Source organism: Cellulomonas sp. P4_B5_2 (assembly GCF_056402235.1).
The window spans coordinates 1-16540 of sequence record NZ_JBFUHU010000040.1; the positions used below are offsets into that span (position 1 = coordinate 1).

17 protein-coding genes are annotated in these 16540 nt (G+C 69.9%); all 17 read right to left on the bottom strand.

Going from position 1 to position 16540, the window contains the following annotated elements:
• The coding region (locus AC1DUQ_RS04505) for a transcription antitermination NusB family protein (RefSeq protein WP_477073449.1) at nucleotides 1–179 on the bottom strand (179 nt) is incomplete at its 3' end.
• A gap of 1 nt (nucleotide 180) precedes the next feature.
• A complete protein-coding gene (gene efp / locus AC1DUQ_RS04510; protein WP_056094949.1) occupies nucleotides 181–744 on the bottom strand; it encodes an elongation factor P in 564 nt (187 codons plus the stop codon).
• Nucleotides 745–867: 123 nt separating this feature from the next.
• Nucleotides 868–1308, bottom strand: coding sequence for a type II 3-dehydroquinate dehydratase (locus tag AC1DUQ_RS04515; RefSeq protein ID WP_477061994.1), 441 nt, complete (start codon nucleotides 1306–1308; stop codon nucleotides 868–870).
• Nucleotides 1309–1338: 30 nt separating this feature from the next.
• Nucleotides 1339–2463, bottom strand: coding sequence for a 3-dehydroquinate synthase (gene aroB, locus AC1DUQ_RS04520; RefSeq protein ID WP_477061993.1), 1125 nt, complete (start codon nucleotides 2461–2463; stop codon nucleotides 1339–1341).
• A complete protein-coding gene (locus tag AC1DUQ_RS04525; protein WP_477061992.1) occupies nucleotides 2460–3017 on the bottom strand; it encodes a shikimate kinase in 558 nt (185 codons plus the stop codon). Before AC1DUQ_RS04525 ends, aroB begins: the two co-directional genes overlap by 4 nt.
• A complete protein-coding gene (aroC, locus tag AC1DUQ_RS04530) occupies nucleotides 3014–4204 on the bottom strand; it encodes a chorismate synthase (RefSeq protein WP_477061991.1) in 1191 nt (396 codons plus the stop codon). Before aroC ends, AC1DUQ_RS04525 begins: the two co-directional genes overlap by 4 nt.
• A gap of 73 nt (nucleotides 4205–4277) precedes the next feature.
• Entirely contained in the window at nucleotides 4278–5084 is an 807-nt protein-coding gene (locus tag AC1DUQ_RS04535) for a hypothetical protein (protein WP_477073446.1), read from the bottom strand.
• A 1-nt stretch (nucleotide 5085) separates the two neighbouring features.
• Nucleotides 5086–5784, bottom strand: a complete 699-nt coding sequence (locus tag AC1DUQ_RS04540; protein WP_477061989.1) for a PilN domain-containing protein — start codon at nucleotides 5782–5784, stop codon at nucleotides 5086–5088.
• Nucleotides 5781–6845: a type IV pilus assembly protein PilM gene (gene pilM / locus AC1DUQ_RS04545; RefSeq protein WP_477061988.1), complete on the bottom strand. Its 1065-nt coding sequence runs from the start codon at nucleotides 6843–6845 to the stop codon at nucleotides 5781–5783. The genes AC1DUQ_RS04540 and pilM overlap by 4 nt, the downstream gene beginning before the upstream one ends.
• A gap of 101 nt (nucleotides 6846–6946) precedes the next feature.
• Complete coding sequence (locus AC1DUQ_RS04550; protein WP_477061987.1) at nucleotides 6947–7756, bottom strand: prepilin peptidase; 810 nt, start codon at nucleotides 7754–7756, stop codon at nucleotides 6947–6949.
• Nucleotides 7757–7784: 28 nt separating this feature from the next.
• On the bottom strand, nucleotides 7785–9368 hold the full coding sequence (locus tag AC1DUQ_RS04555) for a hypothetical protein (RefSeq protein ID WP_477073447.1): 1584 nt from the start codon (nucleotides 9366–9368) through the stop codon (nucleotides 7785–7787).
• Nucleotides 9365–10027, bottom strand: a complete 663-nt coding sequence (locus AC1DUQ_RS04560) for a PulJ/GspJ family protein (protein ID WP_477061985.1) — start codon at nucleotides 10025–10027, stop codon at nucleotides 9365–9367. The genes AC1DUQ_RS04555 and AC1DUQ_RS04560 overlap by 4 nt, the downstream gene beginning before the upstream one ends.
• Nucleotides 10020–11819 carry a prepilin-type N-terminal cleavage/methylation domain-containing protein gene (locus AC1DUQ_RS04565; protein ID WP_477073448.1) on the bottom strand — a complete coding sequence of 600 codons (1800 nt, stop codon included), beginning with the start codon at nucleotides 11817–11819 and terminating at the stop codon, nucleotides 10020–10022. The genes AC1DUQ_RS04560 and AC1DUQ_RS04565 overlap by 8 nt, the downstream gene beginning before the upstream one ends.
• Nucleotides 11820–11952: 133 nt before the next feature.
• Complete coding sequence (locus AC1DUQ_RS04570) at nucleotides 11953–13917, bottom strand: pilus assembly PilX family protein (protein ID WP_477061983.1); 1965 nt, start codon at nucleotides 13915–13917, stop codon at nucleotides 11953–11955.
• Entirely contained in the window at nucleotides 13914–14687 is a 774-nt protein-coding gene (locus AC1DUQ_RS04575; RefSeq protein WP_477061982.1) for a type IV pilus modification PilV family protein, read from the bottom strand. The genes AC1DUQ_RS04570 and AC1DUQ_RS04575 overlap by 4 nt, the downstream gene beginning before the upstream one ends.
• Nucleotides 14684–15760 (bottom strand): type IV pilus modification PilV family protein, encoded by a 1077-nt coding sequence (locus tag AC1DUQ_RS04580; RefSeq protein WP_477061981.1) that lies wholly within the window; start codon nucleotides 15758–15760, stop codon nucleotides 14684–14686. The genes AC1DUQ_RS04575 and AC1DUQ_RS04580 overlap by 4 nt, the downstream gene beginning before the upstream one ends.
• A 133-nt stretch (nucleotides 15761–15893) precedes the next feature.
• Nucleotides 15894–16322, bottom strand: a complete 429-nt coding sequence (locus AC1DUQ_RS04585; RefSeq protein WP_477061980.1) for a type II secretion system protein — start codon at nucleotides 16320–16322, stop codon at nucleotides 15894–15896.
• Nucleotides 16323–16540: the final 218 nt, after the last annotated feature.

Sequence of the window (16540 nt, forward strand, 5' to 3'; positions counted from 1 at the left end):
ATCCGGTCCTGCTCGGCGATCACGCCCTCGACCACGTCCACCGAGTACTGCGGCAGCGAGGCCTCCGTGCCGGGGTGCGCGATGCGGTCCGCGAGCAGGCTCACGGGGTCGATGCCGCGCTGGTCGGCCTCGAAGAGGACGTCGAGGGCCCGCTTACGGGCCTTGGTGCGAGCTCCCACCTCAGTCGCTCACGCGGCCCAGGTAGCTCCCGTCACGGGTGTCCACCTTGACCTTCGTGTTCGCCTCGAGGAACAGCGGCACCTGGATCTCGTAGCCGGTCTCCAGCGTCGCGGGCTTGGTGCCGGCCGACGAGCGGTCGCCCTGCAGGCCGGGCTCGGTGTAGGTGACCTCGAGGATCACCGACGGCGGGAGCTCGACGTACAGCGGCACGCCCTCGTTCGTCGCCACCATCGCGTTCTGGTTCTCGAGGAGGAAGTGCGAGACGTCGCCGACCGTGACCTCGGGGATGTGGATCTGGTCGTACGTGTCCGTGTCCATGAACACGAAGTCCGTGCCGTCCTTGTACAGGTACTGCATGTCGCGCTTGTCGACGTTCGCCGTCTCGACCTTCAGGCCGGCGTTGAACGTCCGGTCGACGACCTTGCCCGACATGACGTTCTTCAGCTTGGTGCGGACGAAGGCGCCACCCTTGCCGGGCTTGACGTGCTGGAACTCGATCACGGTCCACAGCTGGCCGTCGATCTTCAGCACGGTGCCGTTCTTGAGGTCGTTGGTGGTCGCCACGATCGTCGCTTCCTGTCGAGTGAGTTCTGTGCGGTCCGCCGGAGGCGCGGCCCCTGCAGGGCGTGCGCGGCCTCCCCGGCCGCAGACCGCCGACCATCGTACCGTGCGGCGACCTGCCCACCGTCACACCCGGGCGGCGACGACCTCCAGCGCGAGGCGGTAGCCGAGCACGCCGAAGCCGGCGACCGTGCCCGTGGCGATCGGTCCGATCACCGAGACGTGCCGGAACGACTCGCGCGCGTACGGGTTGGACAGGTGCACCTCGACCAGCACGAGCCCCGCGTGCGTGACCTGCGCGGCGGCGTCCCGCAAGGCGTAGGAGTAGTGCGTGAACGCCGCCGGGTTGAGCGCCACGTGGGCGCGCGCGTCGACGGCCTCGTGCAGCCAGCCGACCAGCACGGACTCGTCGTCGGTCTGGCGCACCTCGACCTCGAGGCCGAGCTCGTCGGCCCAGCCGGAGACGGACACCACCAGGTCTGCGTGCGTCGCCGAGCCGTACACCTCGGGCTCCCGCACCCCCAGCCGACCGAGGTTGGGACCGTTGAGCACCAGCACGCGCGTCATGCCGGGAAGCCTAGGTGACGGTCGTGCTGGTCAGAGGGAGATCGCTCGCGACGGCGCCGGGGCGCCCTCGCTCAGCTCGGCGTACGCCGCGGCCAGGAGCGTGGGATCGGGGCCCTCGAGGCGCACGGGCTTGCCGATGTCCTCCAGCACGACGAACCGCAGCAGGTCCCCGCGGGTCTTCTTGTCCCGTCGCATGGCGGCGAGGAGCCGGTCCCAGCGGTCCCCGCGGTAGGTGACAGGCAGCCCGAGCGAGGTGAGGATCGCGCGGTGCCGGTCGACGACCTCGTCGGGGAGCCGCCCGGCCAGCCGCGCGAGCTCGGCGACGTAGACCATGCCCACCGAGACAGCCGCGCCGTGCCGCCACTGGAAGCGCTCGACGTGCTCGATCGCGTGGGCGAACGTGTGCCCGTAGTTGAGGATCTCGCGCAGCCCGCCCTCGCGCAGGTCCTCCCCCACCACCCGGGCCTTGACCGCCACCGCGCGCTCGACGAGCTCGAGCAGCACGGGCGACGACGCCGCCGACACGGGATCGGTGAGGACGTCGGTGTGCGCCTCGACGAGCTCGAGGATGCGCGGGTCCGCGATGAAGCCGCACTTGACCACCTCGGCCAGCCCGGCGACGAAGTCGTGCTTCGACATGGACTCCAGCGCGGCGAGGTCGCAGAGCACCCCGGCGGGTGGGTGGAACGCGCCGACGAGATTCTTGCCCTCCGCGGTGTTGATCCCCGTCTTGCCCCCGACGGCGGCGTCGACCATCGCGAGCAGCGTGGTGGGCACGTGGACCACACGGATGCCACGCAGCCACGTCGCGGCGACGAACCCGCCGAGGTCCGTCGTCGCGCCCCCGCCCACCGCCACGATCGCGTCGGTGCGTGTGAAGTCCGCCTGCCCGAGCACCTGCCACAGGAACGCTGCCACCTGGGCCGTCTTGGCCTCCTCCGCGTCCGGCACCTCGGCGATGAACGCCTCGTACCCGTGCGCCCGCAGGTCCTCCCGGACGGCGTCGGCGGTCGTCGCCAGCGCCGCCGGGTGCACCACCAGGACCCGGCGGACTCCCGGCCCTACCAGGTCGGGGAGTGCACCGAGCAGGTTCCTGCCGATCACGACGTCGTACGGCTGGTCCCCGGACACGCGGACGGTCCGCGACTCGGTCATGACGTGCTCCCCTCGCCGCGGCGCAGGACCGCGAGCTCCTGTTCGATCAGCTCCGCGACGTCGGCGGGCCGCTGGCCGTCCGTCAGTACGCGGACGGTGGCCAGGCGCTCGTACACGGGCCTCCGTGCCTCCATGAGTGCCTGCCACTGCGCCCGCGGGTTGCCCAGCAGCAGCGGCCGCGACTGGTTGAAGCCCACGCGGGGCGCGGCATGGGCCAGCGTCACGTCGAGGAACACGATCACTCCCCCGCCCGCCGCGTACGCGGTCAGCAGCTCCTGGGTGGTCTCGTCCAGGACCGCCCCGCCGCCGAGCGCCAGGACGCCGTCGTGCTCGGCGAGCGCGTCCCGGACCGCGTCCCGCTCCAGCCCGCGGAACACGGGCTCGCCGTCCTCCACGAAGATCTCGGCGATCGACTTCCCCGCCGTCGCCTCGACGTCGGAGTCCGTGTCCCGCACGGCCAGCTGCCACCGCTCCCCGAGGGCGAGCGCGACCGTGGACTTGCCGGACCCGGGAGGTCCGACGAGGACGATGTGCGGGCCCGGCGCCGGGCTCACGCGAGCAGGTCCGGGATCGACGCGACATACGCCTCGAGGTTCCGGCGGACCTCCGCGACGGAGTCGCCGCCCGTCTTGGCGAGCAGCGCGTCGGCCAGCACGAGGGCGACCATCGCCTCGGCGACGACCGCGGCCGGCGGGACCGCGCAGACGTCCGAGCGCTGGTGCTGGGCCTTGGCGGCCTCACCCGTCGCGGTGTCGACCGTGTCGAGCGCACGCGGCACCGTGGAGATCGGCTTCATCGCGGCACGCACCCGGAGGATCTCGCCGTTGGTCATCCCGCCCTCGAGACCGCCGGCGCGGTTGGTCCGGCGCACGATCCGCCCGGAGGCGTCCCGCTCGATCTCGTCGTGCGCCTGCGACCCGCGCCGCGCCGCGGTGCGGAAACCGTCACCGACCTCGACGCCCTTGATGGCCTGGATGCCCATGAGCGCGGCCGCCAGCAGCCCGTCGAGGCGGCGGTCGGAGTGCACGTAGGAGCCGAGGCCGGACGGCAGTCCGTACGCGAGCACCTCGACGACGCCGCCGAGCGTGTCGCCGTCCTTGTGGCACTCGTCGATCTCCGCGACCATCGCGGCCGAGGCCGCCGGGTCGAAGCAGCGCACCGGGTCGGCGTCGAGCGCCGCGGCGTCGTCCGGCGTCGGAAGTGCGGCGTCGTCCGGCGCGAACACGGGTCCGATGCTCACGACGTGCGACACCAGCCGCACACCGGCWGCCTGCTCGAGGAACCGCGCCGCGACGGTGCCGAGCGCGACGCGGGTGGCCGTCTCCCGGGCACTGGCGCGCTCGAGCACGGGCCGCGCGTCGTCGAAACCGTACTTGCGCATGCCGACCAGGTCCGCGTGCCCGGGTCGAGGCCGGGTGAGCGGTGCATTTCGCGCCCGGAGCAGCACGTCGGGGTCTGCCACCGGGTCCGACGACATGACGTCGACCCACTTGGGCCACTCGGTGTTCCCGATCTCGATCGCGATCGGACCGCCCTGCGTACGACCGTGCCGCACCCCGCCGAGCAACCGCACCTCGTCCTGCTCGAACTTCATCCGCGCACCGCGGCCGTACCCGAGCCGCCGCCGGGCGAGCGCCTCCTGGATGTCGGAGCTCTGCACCTCGACGTCCGCCGGGAGGCCCTCGAGGATGCCGACGAGCGCCGGACCATGGGACTCACCGGAGGTCAACCAACGCAGCATGGACGGATCCTCCCATGACGCGGTCCACCCCCCGGGCTGACGCCCGGAGGGTGGACCGTGAGTGCGACGTCGGTTAGCGACCGGCGATCGGGACCAGCGGGTTCTTGCCCGGGACCGCACCCGGGAGCGCCGGCGGAGCGGCGTTCGGGTCGACCGGGGCGGGAACCCCGAGGGCGTCGGGCAGGACGTACGTGAAGCCGGTGATGACCAGCTCCTGGTCGCCGACCGCCGTCGCCGGCTTCCCGGCGGACGCCTCGGCCTCGTCCTGCGACGTGCCTGCCAACGCACTGACGAGGAAGAGCCGCGTCGTGACGTTCTGCAGGTCGTAGAGGAAGGCGTTCGTGTTCTCGTAGGTGCCGACGACGGTCAGCGCGATCGGGATCGAGGTGAACCCTGCCGGAACGCCGCCCTGTGTCGTGGGCACCGCAGCGGGATCGACGACCGGCGCCGTCCCGTCCGTCGAGGACGACTCGCCCTCGGCCGCRGGCGTCTCGGCGGGGGCGGGGGCGACGACGACCGGTGCGGCCACGGACACTGCCTGCGGCGTCGACGGCGTGATCGTCGTGATGRTCACCGAATGAGCGGCCGCGACCTGATCGAGCTGACGCAGGTAGTCCGAGAGCATCGCGCTCGTCGGGACCTGCTGCTGCAGCACTGCCAGCTGGGCCTTGTACTCCGGGAGCTTCTCGAAGTCGGCCTTGAGCTTGGCCACCTTCATCTCGGTCAACGCGTTCTGCTCACGCGTCTGCTCGGCCTGGTCGCGCAGCTCGGATGCCGCCGACATGGTCGGGGAGACTGCAAGGAACCACGCCGCGGCGGCGATGACGACGCCGACGAACACGGTGCCGCCGATCCAGGTGCTCTTCTTCGCGCCGGCCATGTCAGCCCTCCCCCTCGATGGCGTCGAACCGGTGCGAGTACGCCGTGTCCTTCACCTGGACCGTCGAAGCGACGGTGTAGTAGATCCCGGACTCGTCCTCGGTGATGGTGGCCGAGGAGGCCCACGCGTCACCCAGGCCGGGCACGGAGTTCAGGGCGTCGATCCATGCGGACACGTCCGGCATGGTCGACGTCCGCGCGGTGAACTGGATCTGTCCGACGCTGGGCTGCTGCAGGGGGTCGGTCGGCGCCGGTGCCCCGGTCATGGGTGTCGCGACGTTCACCGTGAGGGTGTCGAAGCTGACGTTCGCGGGCAGCACCGCGGCGATGGCGTCGATGTACGACTTCCACTGCACATCGGTCGCCATGCCGGTCGCACGTGCACTCGTCGCGCCGTCGAGTGCAGCCAGGACCACGGGGACCTCGGCGTACTGCGCCTGCGCCTCCTGGAGCCGCGTGGTCTCTGCCTGCGCCTCCGCGAGCTCGGTCGCTGCCTGAGCGCCCGAGATGAGAGCCAGCCCGAACGCGCCGATGCACAGGACGACGACCAGGACGAGGCTCATCACCAGCCAGCGCTTCGTGGCGCGCAACCCACGGGCAGCCCGGATCTCCGGCGGCAGCAGGTTGACCTGCGGGAGCGTCCCGCTCAGCGCCGTGCCGGCGCTCGGCCGGCCCTTCGGTCGTTCCAGAAGCGTGGTCATGCGGCAACTCCGTAGGCYAGTCCGACGGGGAGGGCGATGAACGACTCATGTCCGTTCAGCGCGTCGCGCTGCACGGTCTTCGCGGAGCGGAGGCCGGCGAGCGGGTCACCGAGGGTGACCGGCAGCCGGCTCGCGCTCGACAGGTACTGCCCGAGGCCGGGGAGGTGGGATCCACCGCCGGTGAGCACGCACATGTCGATGCCGGCACCGGGGTTGTTGCTCGAGTAGTAGACGAACGTGTTGCGCACCGACTCGACCAGCGCACGGACCACGGTGCTGATGGCCTCCGCCGCGTCGGCCCGCTCGGGACCGACCGCGTAGCCGATGCCGACCTCGCGCTTGACGGCCTCGGCCTCGGCTGCGGCGATGCCCAACGCGGTGGCGACGGCGGCGGTGACGTTCTGGCCGCCTGTGGGCAGCGACCGGACGAGGCGGGGAGATCCCTGCGCCGAGATGACGACCGTGGTGATCGTCGCGCCGATGTCGACGAACGCCGCGGTCGCCCGTGCGAGCTCACCGCGCGCGAGGGCGCGGTGGAGGGCGAAGGCGTTGAGGTCGACCATGCGCGGCCGCAGGCCGGCCCCTTCGACCGCGATGACGTTCGCGTTGACGGTGTCCCGCTGCGCCGCGACGAGCATGCCGTGCACCGTGCGGCCCTGGGGGCCGTCGTACTCGGCCGTCGGGAAGTAGTCGAGCAGGGCGTCGTCCGTCGACATGGGCAGCAGCTCGCTCACCTGGAACGGCAGCGACGCCTTCAGCTGGGCCAGCGGCATCCAGGGAAGGTCGAGCTCGCGCACGACGACACGCTGGTTGCCGACGCCGATGACCACGTCCTTGGACTCGAACTTGGCCTGCGACCACAGCTGCCGCAGCGCGCTGGAGACGGTCTCGGGCTGGACGACCTCGCCGTCCCGGACTGCGCCGAGAGGCAGGGCGACCTGGCCGAAGCGCACAAGCATCGGGGGCGTCTTGCCCGTCGGGCCGCCGTTCCCGAACTCGAGCTCCGCAGCCCGGACGCACGACGAGCCGATGTCCAGCCCGATAACGCGTGTGGTACCCACGAGAGTCCTTCCCACGGCCGAATGAGTTCATTCGTCCTATCGGGTGGCGCGGGTCGCGACTTGAGGCCTTGTGCCGCAATCGCTCGGTGCAATCTCGGCCGTCAGAGCGCGCCGATGTACCAGTCCCACAGCGGCTGACCGGCGACGATGCCGACGGCGGCGCCGAGCAGCATCCACGGTCCGAACGGGATGCCGGACTTGCGGCCGGCGCGGCCGAGCACGAGCAGCCCGACGGAGAACAGACCGCCCAGCAGGAAGGCGGCGAACCACCCGACGAAGAGCGCGCCCCAGCCGAACCAGCCGAGGTAGAGGCCGAGAACGCCTGCGAGCTTCACGTCGCCGAACCCCATGCCCGCGGGGTACACCAGCACCGTGACGAAGTAGACCGCGTACAGCACCGCGCCGCCGAGGACCGCCCGCAGGAGCGCGGACCAGTCCGACTCGCCGCCGGGGTTCCAGCTCGCGAGGGTGAGCAGGACGAGCGCGACCGGGTAGGCCGGCAGCACGATGGCGTTCGGCAGCCGCTTGGTGTCGATGTCGATCAGCGCCAGCGCGACCGAGATCGCCGCGAGGTACAGGAGCGCCGGCAGGATCCACGTCGGCCCCGCGAACCAGGCCGTGAGGGCGAAGAGGACGCCGGTCCCGAGCTCGACCCACGGGTACCTGGCGGAGATCGGTTCGCCGCAGTCACGGCACCGGCCCCGCAGCAGCAGCCAGGAGAGCACGGGCACGTTGTCGCGCGCCCGGATGGTGTGGCCGCACCGCGGGCAGGCGCTCGGCGGGTTCACCACCGACTCCCCCCGCGGCACGCGCCAGACGACGACGTTGAGGAACGAGCCGATCAGGAGGCCGATCACACCGACCGCGAGGACGAGGGCGACGTTCAGGACGTCGTCAGGTACCACGGTCACCGCGTCGTCGCTCCCGTTCCGGCGGCCGTCACGCGGACTCGCGCTTGTAGAGGATCTCGATGGAGTAGGAGTCGATCGAGGCCTGTGACGCGATGCCACCCCAGACGGGCAGCGGCACGTACGCCATGTCGAGCTGGTTGTCGACCGAGAGGGTCGATCCCGAGTAGACCTGGCCGACGATCGTCGACTGGTTCGCCTTGCGGATCGCGCACGGCGAGTACAGCAGCGTGTTCACCGTGCTGTCCACCGAGACCTGGTTGTCGAGGGAGATGCCCTCCCCCGAGCAGGTCGTCGTCGTTCCGTAGTACGACGCCGGCTGGATGAAGTAGAGCAGGTTCGGGTCGGCGGCGGTCGCAGTGCCGGCCACCGAGGTGATCTGCGAGTTGTTGGTGAACTGGATGCCTGCACGGGAGACGAGCAGGAGGTTGTCCTTCATCAGGATCCCGACGCCCTGCAGGATGATCTTGCTCGTCGGGCAGGTGTTGATGACGATCGTCGGACCGGTGAGCTTGTAGGAGTTGGCGTAGAGCCACATCCCGACCCCGTCGGCCTTGCCGTTGAGGTTGACCGCCTTGCCGTCCGGGCCGGTGACCTTGTCGGTCCCGCCGTACAGGCCGCACGTGTAGATGCCCTGCGGGAACGTCACGACGTTGGTGTACCCGTGGGCAGCCCACTGCGCCTGCGTCGCGGCGTCCCACACGAGCTCAGGGAACGCGACGGTCGGGGGTGCGTCCACCGCGACGTTCGAGAAGCACTTGCCGGCGGTCCCGCACACCTGTCCCGAGACGGCGCCCTTCGCGCGGGCCTGCTGGCCGAGCGCCGCCTTGTCGAGGCTGACCGTGCTCGTCGACGAGAGCACCCGCCCGCCGACCGATGCCGACGGGTTGGTGATCTGGACCTTGCCCTTGGCCCAGACGTCGACCGAGACCGTGCACTGCGACTCGAGGTAGACGGAGCCCTGGGCGTAGATCGACCCGTGGAACTCCTGGTTGTTCCGGCAGTAGAAGTCGCCGTTGGTGTACACGTCGGCGTCGGGGGTGCCGGAGGCGCTGGTGAGCACCGTCTTGTTCGACATCGTCAGGTTGGAGTTCGAGAAGATGGCCTTGTCGAGGTCGTTGCCGTAGGCCGGCGTGAGTCGTACGAGGCTCTCGACGGAACGCTTCGCCGCTGACGTGCCGGCGAGCGAGTCTGATGTCGCGGCCGTGCGGATCTTCGCGTAGGCCACCTGCGTGGTGGGGATCGAGGCGCACGGCACCGCAGTCACGCCGTCGGCCTTGTAGTAGGTGACCGTCGAGGAGACGCCGAAGTCGTCGCGCGCGACGTCCGCTGAACCCGCGAGCGTGCCGCAGAACGACGTCAACGCCGCCGGTGCCGACGACTGGATCTGCGCCATGATCGTGTCGACCTGCGACTCTGCGACGGACACGGCCGACGACCGCTGGCGGTCCCGCCCTGTCGCTGTCGACTCCGCGATCGCGATCTTGATGGACACCACCACGAGAATCCCGACCAGCATCACGACCGCCATGGCGGCGACGAGCGCGACGCCGTCGTCGTCGCGCCGAGGGAGGAACCTACGCATCATCGTCTTCACGCCTTCCGTCTGGATCATGCCGGCGGGACCGGGACGCACTGGCTGCCCGTGTAGCCATAGCTGGTGTTGCGACCCGATATCGACGCATCGACGGCGACGTCGCGGCCGGACTCGGCATTCCGTGCCACGAGGTGCACCTTGAGCAACCGCTCGCCGTAGATGTTCCCCGCGCCGACATCGAGCTCGAACGGCGCCTGAGCCATCGTCAAGCCGCGTGCGACGACGCCCCAGCCGGTCACCGTCCCGCCGGTCTGCCAGGTGGTCTCCCAGCTACGCATCTGCAGCTGGTACGTGCCCGTGCCGTCGGCCGCCATCTGCCACTGCACGCACTTCTCGGCGCCGTTGGACTGTGTGAAGATCCGCATGCACGAGCCCTTGTTGGTGCCCATGTCCTGGCACGTCGAGACGAACGCGACCTCGTCCGCCGGACTGAACAGCACGTTGCCCGACCGGACCTGCCGGTCGATGGTCGCCAGAGCCTGCCGCGTGGCGAACACCGCGTCGGACGCCCCCTGCGACTCCTTGGTGACGCCCATGACGGCGATGACGGCCGACATGATCATGGCCATCGCGATCGAGAAGACCATCATCGAGACGAGAACCTCGGCGAGCGTCATCCCCGAGTCGGTGCTCGGGCGCGCCCGAGAGGCGAGCCACCGGCGCCGAAGCTCACGCATTTGCCGCAGCCTTGTACGTCGCGTCGGCCGTGACACCACCGAGGTCGCTCACCACCGCGAACTTCGTGAGCACAGTGGCTCCGCTGCTGATCGTGACCGTCACCTGCGAGGTCACGGATCCCGAGGCGTCGACCGACGTCTCGCAGGCATCCGTCTTGCAGATCGTCGAGAGCGCTCCGGTCCTCGTCGCCGGCAGACGCGTCACCTTGGGACGCTGCACCGTCACGGTGCCCTCGTAGTCGATCGTGACACCCCCGTACCCGATGCTCGTCGGCGGGATGGCGAACGTGTCCGACGCCGGGACGCTTCCCGTCGCGGGCGTCTGGTAGGTCGCGAGGTTCACGGTGGTGTACCCCGTGCCGTTCCAGACGACGAGCGTGCCGGYCCGGGTGAACGCGGGAGCTCCGGCGCCGTAGCCCTCCTCCGAGCGGACGTACTCCTGCAGACCGCTGACCGACCACAGACCCTGGTTCTGCACGAACCCCGCGGGCGCCGACGCGAACGCCGAGGTGCCGAAGCTTGCCGTGCCGAGCGAGCGGGCGGAGGCCGCGTGCCCGCAGTCGACGTTGCCGCCGGCCGCGCACGCGCCGGTGTTGTTCGCACCGAGGATCGCCGCCACGGCCCGCGAAGGAGCGCCACCGGTGCCGAAGGAGGCCACCGTCACGTCCGTGCCGCTGGGCGAGGTGTAGGTGAGCGTGGCTGCCGACCCGGCGGACTGGACGGTGGATGACGCGCACGGCCGCAGCATCGACGCCGGCCCTGTCGACAAGGAGGTGCCGGTCGCACCGACGCACGTCGCGGTGKCGGCGAAGATGGCCGCCCGCGCCGAGCCCGAGTCGGCGGTGGACGGGACCAACCGCAGCGTTCCGGCCGAGCCGGAGGCCGTCAGGGTGCTGGACGAGTGGGCGGGGGTGTTGGCCGCGAGCGACTGGGCCGGGACGGAGGACGGGTCGGAGTCCACGGCGACACCTGCCGACTCTCCACCGGTCTCGATCGTGGTGGACCCCACCTTCGACGCCCCGGAGGTCGCGGCGCCCGCGGTCCCGTTGGCGGTCTGCTCGACGAGGAAGTTCGTCGAGGTGTTCGCGAAGTCGAGCTGGAGCTTCGACGCGTCCAGGCCCTGCATGAGCATGGCCGAGTCGACCGGGTCGGTCACGGTCACGCCGCTCAGCGCCTCCCCGGCGCGCACCGTGAAGTAGGCCTGGCACGGAGCGGCGAAGGGGCTGGTGGCCGTCGACAGGCAGCCGGCGGGAGAGAACGTGGTCGAGCGCAGCACCGTCTCCCGCCCCGCGGGGATCACCGAGCTCTTCCACTTCACGATCGCCGTGAGGTTGAAGGCCTGCGAGCCTGAGGACGTGGGTGCCGACTTGGTGACGTAGGTCTGCACCCGGTACGTCACGCCGTTGATCGACTCGTCGGTCCACTGGCCGGAGACCGTGTTGACCACGAGCGGCTCGGCGACGGACGGAAGGAGCTGCGCAGACGGCGTGAACGTGGTGGTGCCCGCGACGGCCGAGACGTAGGACAGTCCGGCCTTGACGGTCATGGTCGCGTTGGGCTGCGTCACCATGTCGTACGGGAGAGCGCGCAGGCGCTCGAGCTGCTGGGTCGCGAGCGCTGTCGCCGTCTGGCGCTGGCGTGCCTGCTGGATCGTCTTCAGGCTGGAGATGACGGAGTACGACAAGGAGAGCATCACCGTCACGGTCACGAACATCGCCACGATGACCTCGATGAGCGTGAAGCCGTCGTCCGTGTGCGCCGCAACCACTCGACCGCGAATGCGTTCTCTCACTGCAGACCTGCCTTCCCGCCACCCTCGTCGATGCACACCAAGGTGTGAGAGCGGTGCACGTRCCTGCTCCTACGCCCTGAACGGCACATCTGCCGCGTAACTTGAGCCTGGAGCGCGAAACTGCTCCGACAACTCAGCTCTTGACCGCCGGCGGGGTGGTCACCTCGCCGCTGTAGCGCAGCGTGTACTTGGCGTTCGCCCACTTGGGGAAGTACGGAGGCGTCGAGTACTGGAGGCGGGTGTCGTACTTGTACAGCTTCAGGTAGCCGTTGAAGACGCCGCTGACCGTCTCGCCGACGATCCCGCGCCATCTCTGCGCGATGGAACCGACGACCAGGAGCGTGCCGGCGTCTCCGCCGACGTCGTACTTCTGCACGAGGAACGAGTGCTGCAGCGTCTGGATCGACCCCGCGATCTGGATGCCGTCGACCGGCGTGTACACCGACGCCGACGGCTCCTTGTACCGCCGCGGCCATCCTGCGACGTCGGCCTCACCCGTCACCTTCGTCGTCCACTCGAACTGCGTGGTGCTGTACTTCGTGCAGCTGCCGTCCACGGGGTCCGTCTTCGTGCACTTGCCGATCGACTTCACGGTGCCCACCCGCGGGTGGAACACCTCGACGGCGTTGGTGGCGACGAGGCCGAGCATGTCGGTGCTGCCGGTGCCGGTCCCGCCCGCCATGACGAGGTCGCCGGTCATGATGATCGACTGGGCGGCGGCGAGCGTCACCCGGCCCTTGAGGACGCCCTCGGCGTAGAGGTTGCCCTGGCCGCAGTACTTGGTGACCTCGAGCATGTTGGCGTCGGCCGTGTAGGTGCTGTCCTTGGTGGCGGGCGGGGTCCCGTTGTAGGTGCCCAGCGGCAGGCGGTCGGACGATGACGTCCCCCCGCCGAGCTCCTGGGCGTAGCACTGGCGCTGAGCGGTCAGGCTCGCGGAGGCGGCCACGTACACCGCCATCTCGTTCGGCACCGCCACCGTGGCGCCGGCGTCGCTGTTCAACGAGATGAGGTCGCCGCAGGACGGGGTCGCGCCGCCGGGGATGGGGACCGCGAGCGGCGCCTGGTTGCCGTTGACGGAGGTCTTGTTCCAGACCGTCATCTTGCCGTCGGCGGTGAACTTGATCCGGGTGGAACCGAAGTAGTGGCAGCCGGGCACGCTCGCGAAGGCGGCTGACGAGTCCTCGAGGTACAGGGGGTCGTGGGCCTTCGGCTGGATGCCGTTGAAGTCGGCGACGCTGCCCGAGCGCAGGCAGGCCGCCTCCCAGGTGCTGGCGGCCGCCGTCGCGGTCTTGCAGTCCTGGTCCGCGGTCCACACCTGCTTCTTGAACAGCGCCTTCTTCCCGCCTCGCAGGTTCGCGTAGATCGTGTCGTTCGTCATGACCTCGCCGTCCAGCTCGTCGCCACCGACGAACTGGATCTCCACGCACCCCTTGCCCGAGCGTGAGGGCTTGCCGTCGGTCGCGGCGGACGAGTGCCAGTACGACGCGTTGGTGGAGCCGTCCTTGCCGCAGACCACCTTGGTCGTCCCGCTGGGGTCGTAGGCCTGGACGTTCGCCGGGTCGGCGGACTCGAAGTCGGTGTAGTACACGTAGTCCGTCGAGCCGCCCTTGCCCACCGTCACGTCGATCGTCCGGTAGCGGTTGTTCACCCGCCCGGTGACGTAGAGCTGGTAGATGCCGACTCCTTGCTTGCTCGAGTCGACCGAGTAGTGGAAGGCGGCCGCCTTCGGGCCGGTCTGCCCCGCCTCGACGACCTGCCACCCGGGCGCCGTGGTCGGCGACCACGAGCACGAGTTGCTCGCCGTGGGCATGGGGCCCTTCCACGCCGGGTTGCTGCAGTCGGGCGTGTAGCCGTAGACGTCCTCGCGGTTCATCCGGCTGATGAAGTCCTCGACCCCGGACTGGGCGGCGGCCATGGCACCGGTGTAGTCCTGGTCGAACCGCGCGAACTTCGTCCCGGACAGCGAGAACGACAGCGCGGTCAGCGCCAGCATGGCGAGGACCAGCATCGAGCCGATGACGAGCACGATGGCTGCGCCTGCGTCCGAGCGCTGCGCACGCAGCAGGCTCCGGCGGCGGGAAGGCGTCTGATCCGTCATGGCGTGGACTCATCTCCGGGACGTAGGACCGCTTGTGAGTTCGGCAGCAGGACGCGCTGGATGTACGTGGTCGGCTTGACCGCCGACGCGGTCTTGAGCTCGACCTTGACGTTGAGCTCGATCGCGAGCACCTTGCTGATCTGGTCGACGGTCAGCGCGGCGCCGGGCGCGACAGGCATGGGCTGTCCGAGGTCGTCGAAGTACGAGAACAGGGGCGTCGGCGACGTGATCACCCCGGTGGCCACCCGGCGGACCTTGAGGTTCGCCTTGCACGACGCGGGAGCGCTCGCCAGCTCCGCGTTGCAGTAGGTGTACCCGGTCGACGTCAGGACAGGCTTGCCCGCCGCGTCGTGGTCGGGGATCTGGATCTTCTCGATGAGGACGCCGGCGTCCGCACCGGTCGTCGCGACCGCATAGGACACCTTGCTCGCGCCGATCGAGTTCCCACCGTTGTCGAGGTTCGCGTAGAACTGCATCCCGCTTCCGGACGCGGAGATGAACGCCGTGATGTCGTCGCACGCTGAGGTCACGCAGTCGATCAGCTGACTGGGCTTGACCGCGGTGCGGACGACCTTGCTGAGCCGCTCGCTGGCGGACCGTGCGACGTCCACCTGCTGCTGCCGGGTGATGTTCTGCCCGTTGGTCCGCTGGAACCCGATGGTCAACGTCGCCGTCGCGATGATGACCACGGAGAGGATCATCATCGTGACCAGCAGCTCCGCGAGGGACGACCCCCGCTGGTCCCGGCGCACCGGGCGGAGGGCGGTCACGGGGTCACCGCCGGGAGCTTGACGTCGATGGTCCCCGAGCCGCCCGCAGGGATCACCACCGGGGTGTTCGGATCCCCCGAGGGCGTGCTGCCCCAGAAAGCCGTGTACTGCGTCGGCCACAGGCCGGTGACCACCATGGTCGTGCCCGTCACCGGGATCAGCTTGGTCCCGCTCGCGCCGGCGAACTCGGCCGCCGTGACCGACACCTGCCCGCCCGCGACCTCGGCCGGCGTCGCGGGGGCACCCGCGGCGGTGACGAACCGCAGCGTGAGGGTCGCCGCCTGAGCCACGGTGAAGGTCGTGGTGTTGTTGAGCTGCCCGCGTGCGACGACCCCGACGATCTTGGTCGGCCCGCTCGTGCTCGACATGTCGACGAAGTTCGCGTCGGCGACGCGTGCGGAGTAGGAGCTCCCGGTGAGCGCCGGGTTCACCTGCACGACGGCGCACCCGGACGAGTCGGTGACACCGGATCGCGTCTCGGCTGCCGAGGACACGACGACCGTCCGCCCGACGCTCGCGCCGCCGGTGGCATCGGAGACCTTCACCGCGACGTAGCCGTTGAAGCCGAGAACCTTGTCGTCCTTGCGCGGCGCGAACGACGAACGCGAGACGACGGGCTCCGTCGTCCCCATCGACGACCACGTCACCGAGACGGTCACGCGGAGGGTCGGGTACTTGACGCCCACTCCCCCGGAACACGCCGAAGCCCCCTCGCCCGTGATGTTCCACGCGACGCTGCGCTGCACGGTGTACGCCTTGCCGTCGACGCGCAGCGGCTGCCCGGCGGTGCCGCCGGCGAGCGGGTGCGGGTTGGTGACGGTGCCCTGGTTGGCGATGTTCATCGGCGCGTCGGCCGTCCGGGAGAACTCCTCGCGCAGGATGTCCACCTCGCGAGCCGCCAGGTTCGCCGCCGCGACTCGAGACCGGTTGGTCACGCCGAGCGCCTGCGTGTTCATGATCACGCCGATCACCGCGACCGCCATCGTGCCCAGGACGACCATGGCGATGACGACCTCGATCAGCGAGAAGCCGTCGTCCCTCCGGGACGTGCGCTCCCTGAACACCTTGACCACGTGCGTACCTCTCCGAGAACGGGGGTGCAGCTGGGCGGATCGCGCCGCGGGGCAATGCAGTGGGGGGGGCCCCCGCGGGGGGGGGCCCCCGATCCCTGACCGATGGTCAGACATCCACCCGGCAGCAGGTCGATCAGGAGTTGGTCGCAGCGGTGCAACCGCCGGGGCGCAGGCCCTTGTCGGCCGAGTAGCTGTAGACCTTCTGCTTGCCGTCAGCGTTCGTGGCCTGGACGCACCACGCGGTGTCGCTCACGATGCTCGTGGCGGTCGAGTCCGTCACGTCCGTGCCGGTGCTCACGCGGATGGTGGAGCCGGCCGCCGTGACGTCGCCGCCGATGGCCGCCTGCGAGACCGAGGGCGCAACGGTGCCGTCGATGAAGAAGGTCGCGATCTCCTTGCCGATCGTGGAGATGTCGGCCTTCGTCGACGTGTCGCGGGCCTTCTGGCGCTGGCTCAGGAAGACCGGGATCGCGATCGCGGCGAGGATGCCGATGATGATCATGACGACGAGGAGCTCGATAAGGGTGAAGCCCTTGTCCTTCTCGTCGATGGACTTCTGCATGCGAGCAATCATGCTGTGCTCCAGGTGTGAGTTGCGGTCGAGTTGTCATTTCCATCCCGCGACGCCATCTTCGACGAGGCGGTTCAGTCATACGCTGCTGGATCGGCGTCGAGGTCGAGCAGGTTGAGCACTCGACGGGGAATTCTCTGGGTTTCACCCGAACGGACGCTCCACCCGTGTTCCGAGCCGGAACGACCGCGGCCGGGAGGGATCACGAG

Excerpts from the sequence above, each read along its gene's own strand:
- AC1DUQ_RS04515 (WP_477061994.1), bottom strand. The coding sequence starts at position 1,308 with ATGACGCGCGTGCTGGTGCTCAACGGTCCCAACCTCGGTCGGCTGGGG.
- AC1DUQ_RS04540 (WP_477061989.1), bottom strand. The coding sequence starts at position 5,784 with ATGACCACGCTTCTGGAACGACCGAAGGGCCGGCCGAGCGCCGGCACG.
- AC1DUQ_RS04570 (WP_477061983.1), bottom strand. The coding sequence starts at position 13,917 with ATGACGGATCAGACGCCTTCCCGCCGCCGGAGCCTGCTGCGTGCGCAG.
- aroB (WP_477061993.1), bottom strand. The coding sequence starts at position 2,463 with ATGACCGAGTCGCGGACCGTCCGCGTGTCCGGGGACCAGCCGTACGAC.
- AC1DUQ_RS04585 (WP_477061980.1), bottom strand. The coding sequence starts at position 16,322 with ATGCAGAAGTCCATCGACGAGAAGGACAAGGGCTTCACCCTTATCGAG.
- AC1DUQ_RS04555 (WP_477073447.1), bottom strand. The coding sequence starts at position 9,368 with ATGATCCAGACGGAAGGCGTGAAGACGATGATGCGTAGGTTCCTCCCT.
- AC1DUQ_RS04560 (WP_477061985.1), bottom strand. The coding sequence starts at position 10,027 with ATGCGTGAGCTTCGGCGCCGGTGGCTCGCCTCTCGGGCGCGCCCGAGC.